General features: G+C 59.6%; 5 protein-coding genes. 3 read left to right on the top strand and 2 right to left on the bottom strand.

All coding sequences use genetic code 11. From position 1 onward, the window contains the following. Nucleotides 1–129 precede the first annotated feature (129 nt). Together B5X69_RS20215 and B5X69_RS20210 are read right to left on the bottom strand one after the other, a co-directional pair. Nucleotides 130–564 carry a hypothetical protein gene (locus tag B5X69_RS20215; protein ID WP_020818720.1) on the bottom strand — a complete coding sequence of 145 codons (435 nt, stop codon included), beginning with the start codon at nucleotides 562–564 and terminating at the stop codon, nucleotides 130–132. Between the two features lie 4 nt (nucleotides 565–568). Further along, a complete protein-coding gene (locus B5X69_RS20210; protein ID WP_021222981.1) occupies nucleotides 569–1213 on the bottom strand; it encodes a hypothetical protein in 645 nt (214 codons plus the stop codon). 99 nt (nucleotides 1214–1312) lie between these two features. On the opposite strand from B5X69_RS20210, the gene B5X69_RS20205 reads away from it, so the two are divergent. The 3 genes from B5X69_RS20205 to B5X69_RS20195 are packed head-to-tail and all read left to right on the top strand — an operon-like array spanning nucleotide 1313 to nucleotide 4457. Then, entirely contained in the window at nucleotides 1313–2530 is a 1218-nt protein-coding gene (locus tag B5X69_RS20205) for a tyrosine-type recombinase/integrase (RefSeq protein WP_020818722.1), read from the top strand. After that, a complete protein-coding gene (locus tag B5X69_RS20200) occupies nucleotides 2527–3468 on the top strand; it encodes a tyrosine-type recombinase/integrase (RefSeq protein ID WP_020818723.1) in 942 nt (313 codons plus the stop codon). The genes B5X69_RS20205 and B5X69_RS20200 overlap by 4 nt, the downstream gene beginning before the upstream one ends. Next, a complete protein-coding gene (locus B5X69_RS20195) occupies nucleotides 3465–4457 on the top strand; it encodes a tyrosine-type recombinase/integrase (RefSeq protein WP_020818724.1) in 993 nt (330 codons plus the stop codon). The genes B5X69_RS20200 and B5X69_RS20195 overlap by 4 nt, the downstream gene beginning before the upstream one ends. Nucleotides 4458–4544: the final 87 nt, after the last annotated feature.

The raw sequence follows: 4544 nt of genomic DNA, 5'->3' as shown, positions 1-4544 counted from the left end.
GGTTCATAATGCCGTAACCCGGATTATGCCGCATGGCATCGTAGGATCTCGTGTTTCCGCGATTTGGTGACGTGCCGCTTCGGCATATTCCTGGTGCCTGGGAGGTAATCCGCTGGAATGTGGGAACGTTCAGCGCAACTGACGCGGTTCGCTCACTTCTTCCGCATCCTGCGTGGCTTCGTGCACTTCTTCTCTGATGATCTTCTGCGTGATTTCATCCAGATGCGAGGTCAGGGCTTGGCTCAGTTCCTCGAACTCTGGCCATAGCGTCATCCGAACGAAACTCGCTGGCGCGCGAACAATCACCGTCTGACGATGCATGCGCGCATAGCGAAATGGCTTGATGCCATAGCGGCGGCACAGAGCGATGAAGAGCTGTCGTGACCAGGGGTCAGAAATTGAAAACTTGAACTCCTCGGCACGTTCTTGTTTGCTGGCCGTTGCGAACTGGCGGCGAATGCGTTCCGCAGCGGCACCTGCGGCGGCTTGCTCGCCGGCGGTCGTGGCGCCGGCATAGAGAGCTTCGATCTTGCGCAGCTTCTCGCGGAGACGTTCCTCGGACATTGGATCAATGCACCGTCGGCTTCTCGGTGAGAATGCCTTCAAGCATCTGTCGCCGTGCACGAGTGCAAGCCAGCACAGTCTCGTGGATTTCGGTCTCCATGATTTTGGTCAGTTCGCGCAGGTGCTTGAATGTCGTGTCAAGCTGGGTGCGATCATCCGCATTGGGGTCACGTTCCACGAGTTCGCAGATACCGCCCATCATCGCACGGAGCTCGGCAAGTTGGCCGATCGCGCCATGAGCACGTTCGGGTAGATCGATGATATCATGACCGTTGAACAGACCTTCGATGAAGCCATCCAGTTCCTCAAGACGGATCAGCCCGTAGTGTCCGAGATTTGCAGCAGTTGGGTCCATCGACACACGTGTCAGCCTGAATGGCTGACTACGCTTCTGGTGCCGGGTCAGCCCATTCCAAAGGCCGTCGATCAGAGCACCAATCAATTCGTTGGCTTCGTCCACGCTGTCGAACACGGGCAACTCACCGCCCCATAAATCCTGAATCATCTGCAAGGGCGAGGCCGATAGCTCCGGGGTTGCGATATTGCCCAGAAGCCGGGTGCGCACTTCGTGGAATGGCACCGGGCAGTCGTACTTCTCGATCAACGCCTTTACGGCTGCATCACCCAAAACCTTGGTCTTCTGCTTCATGCCCACTCCGCATATCTGAAACCAACACAACTGATAATCTTGCAGTCAGGGCGACGACAAGGCCCGGATCGCGCTCCAACCCTATGGAGCACGAAAACCATGACGATAATCACCAAAACCTGCATTGAGCCGTACATCGACAGCTTCATGCGCTGCTTTGCCGAGGCGAACTACAAACACGCCACGATCAAAGAATACCGAAATCTGATCCGCAGATTTGGACTGGCAATGGATGAGGCTGGCATTGCACCATCGGCATTGACGCCCGATCTTGCGGAAAAGCTGGGTCGGGCAGCAGAGCCGCAGAGAACAGGAACGATCCGCCTTTACAGCCTGGGGCGCAAATTCGCTGCGCACCTGATCGAGATATGCGTTGCCAAGCCGGTTGCACCGACTCCCGCTGAGGTCGCCCGCGCCGAACTGCTGGCCGACTTCGAAACCTATCTCACCAAACAGCGCGGCCTCAGTCCGCGCAGCATCCACCATACGCTCCGCTTTGCCAACCGCTTCATGGACCACCGCTTTGGTGCGGACATGTTCGACCTGACCAGTTTACGACCCGTTGACGCCGTCGGGTTCGTTCAACACTTGCTGTCGCGGGGGCGGCCATACCGAGACAAGAGTGCAGTGACGCATCTGCGCACGTTCTTCCAGTACCTGTTCGCACGAGGCGTCACCGCGACCAACCTTGCCCTAAGCGTGCCCAAAGCAGCGATGGCTCGCGACAAGCGCCTTCCCCGACATCTGTCGCCCGAAGGCGTCGAAGCCGTGCTTGACTGGGTTCGCCGAAATCCCCGGCACGGCGTTCGCGATTATGCGATGCTCCTGATCATGGCACGGCTTGGGCTTCGCGCGCCGGAAATCACCAGGATCGAACTCGACGATATCGACTGGCGTTCAGGCGAACTGACTGTGCGCGGCAAAGGCAAAGTGCATGACCGTGTGCCCATCACCGCCGAGGTCGGTGAAGCCCTAAGCCGGTATCTGAGGGAGGAGCGCGGACCGACTGACTGCCGGACCCTGTTCGTCACCCAGCGCGCTCCGCATCGACCATTCAAGGATAGCCAGATCGTCAACGCTATCATCAAGGATGCGCTCGATGCGACCGGTCAGAAGCCCGCTACGCCCTATGTGGGATCGCATGTTCTACGCCACAGCCTTGCCACGCAACTCATAAATCGTGGCGCTTCACTCGACGAGGTCGGCGACATGCTGCGCCACCGGTCGCGCGGTTCCACCATGATCTACGCCCGGCTTGAGATCGAAGGCTTGCGATCCATTGCCCAGCCCTGGCCCGTCGCGGGAGGTGCACAATGAGCCTCGCCAGCCAGCTTGACCGCTATCTCGCCGTTCGCCGTAGCCTCGGCTATGATCTCAGGACTTCCGAACGGGTGCTACGCCGCTTTATCCGCTTTGCCGACGATGCGGGTGCGCAGCATATCGACGCTGACCTGTTCCTGCGCTGGGACGCAAGTCAGCCTGCTGCCGGGTCGTCCACCCGGTCCGCTCGGCTCGGTATGGTACGGTTGTTCGCTCTTTGGTTGAGCAGTGTCGACTTGGCGCATGAAGCGCCGCCGCGCGGGTTGTTGCCGGATCGCACAATCCGCAAACGGCCATACATCTACAGCAAAGTCGAAATCGGTGACATTATCGCAGCCGCCAGCGAACTGCCTTCCACCTACGGAATGCGGGGGCTGACGTGTTCGACATTCTTCGGCCTCATCGCGGTAACGGGGCTCAGGATCAGCGAAGCGCTGGCGCTCGACACGAGCGACCTCGATGTTGCAACCGGTGTGCTGAGTGTCAGGCACGGAAAGCTGGGAAAGGAGCGCCTGCTGCCACTCGACCCGACTGTCGTAGACCGGTTGATCACCTACACCACAGAACGTAATCGGCTGCTTGGTCGAGCATCCACCCCCCTCTTTGTCAGATGTAATGGGGACCGGCTCAGCGAATGGTCGGCACGAGCCAGCTTCGCACGAGTAAGTCGAGCGATCGGGTTGCGGGAATACTCACGGTTCAAGCGGCACGGCAAAGGACCACGCATACACGACCTTCGCCACACCTTCGCAGTTCGCACCATGATCGACTGGTATCGTATGGGCAAGGATCCGGCGCGGGAGATGATCAGGCTGACGACCTGGCTTGGCCATGCCAGCCCCGACCATACGTTCTGGTACATTGAGGCGGTGCCCGAACTGCTCGAGCTGGCGATGGCACGCGCCACGCGCATTGGTTGGGAGGCGCAGCGATGACCTCCATGACTTTGCCAGCGCTGATCCAACGCTTCTTCACCGACAGACTGTGCGTCCAGATGGAAGCAAGCCATCATACCATCGCGAGCTATCGCGACACGTTCCGCCTGTTGCTGCGCTATGCCGGTTCGCGCCTTGGCAAACGACCAGTCGCTATCACGGTCGAAGATATCGACGTCGATCTGGTTGCCGACTTTCTGGTCCACACCGAAACAGCACGGGGCAACTGTGCACGTAGCCGTAACACCAGGCTCGCGGCGATCCGTTCGTTCTTCCGCTATGTGGCGATGGCCGATCCAACATGGATGCTGAACTGCCAGCGCATCCTTGCCATGCCTAACAAACGCTATGTTAAGCGCGCGGTCACGTTCCTGACCGCAGACGAAATCGCGGCACTGCTGGCCGTGCCGGATCGCTCGACATGGGCCGGAAAGCGCGATCACGCCTTGTTGCTGCTCGCGCTGCAAACGGGCCTCAGGGCATCAGAGCTGATCAGCTTGCGATACCGGGATGTTGTGCTCGGCACCGGCGCCCACGTCCGATGCGTAGGAAAGGGACGAAAAGAACGGTCCACACCGATCAGGCGGGAAACCGCCAAGATCCTGAAGGTATGGATTGGGGAGCATGGCAACAGCGATCGACCACTGTTCCCGTCGATCCGTGGCGAACGGCTAAGCCGCGATGCGCTCGAACATTTGGTACGCAAGCATTGCCTGGCGGCAGCGCGCACCTGTCCGAGCATCGGCGCAAAGCGGGTCACGCCGCATACCTTGCGCCACAGCACCGCGATGGACTTGCTCCACCATGGTGTCGATCAGGCCGTGATCGCACTGTGGCTGGGTCATGAATCGGTCGAGACCACGCAGGTCTACATCCACGCCGACATGCGCTTAAAGGAAAAGGCACTGGCGCGCGTCGCTGCTCCGGACGTGCCGACAGGTCGGTTCAAACCCGACGATCAGCTCCTCGCGTTCCTCGAAGGGCTCTGATTATGCCGAGGTGCCGCATGGCGGATGGCCGAAAAACAAGTCCTAGCCAACGCCATGCGGCATAATCAGGGTTACGGCATTATGCCC

The organism is Sphingopyxis flava, from assembly GCF_900168005.1.
GTDB classification, from domain to species: Bacteria; Pseudomonadota; Alphaproteobacteria; order Sphingomonadales; family Sphingomonadaceae; genus Sphingopyxis; species Sphingopyxis flava.
Note: the sequence above shows the minus strand (reverse complement) of the source record. Positions and strands in the feature narration are given on the sequence as shown.

What these genes read in the sequence shown, in the direction of transcription:
- B5X69_RS20210 (WP_021222981.1), bottom strand. Translation starts at nt 1,213, where the DNA reads ATGAAGCAGAAGACCAAGGTTTTGGGTGATGCAGCCGTAAAGGCGTTG.
- B5X69_RS20200 (WP_020818723.1), top strand. Translation starts at nt 2,527, where the DNA reads ATGAGCCTCGCCAGCCAGCTTGACCGCTATCTCGCCGTTCGCCGTAGC.
- B5X69_RS20195 (WP_020818724.1), top strand. Translation starts at nt 3,465, where the DNA reads ATGACCTCCATGACTTTGCCAGCGCTGATCCAACGCTTCTTCACCGAC.
- B5X69_RS20205 (WP_020818722.1), top strand. Translation starts at nt 1,313, where the DNA reads ATGACGATAATCACCAAAACCTGCATTGAGCCGTACATCGACAGCTTC.
- B5X69_RS20215 (WP_020818720.1), bottom strand. Translation starts at nt 564, where the DNA reads ATGTCCGAGGAACGTCTCCGCGAGAAGCTGCGCAAGATCGAAGCTCTC.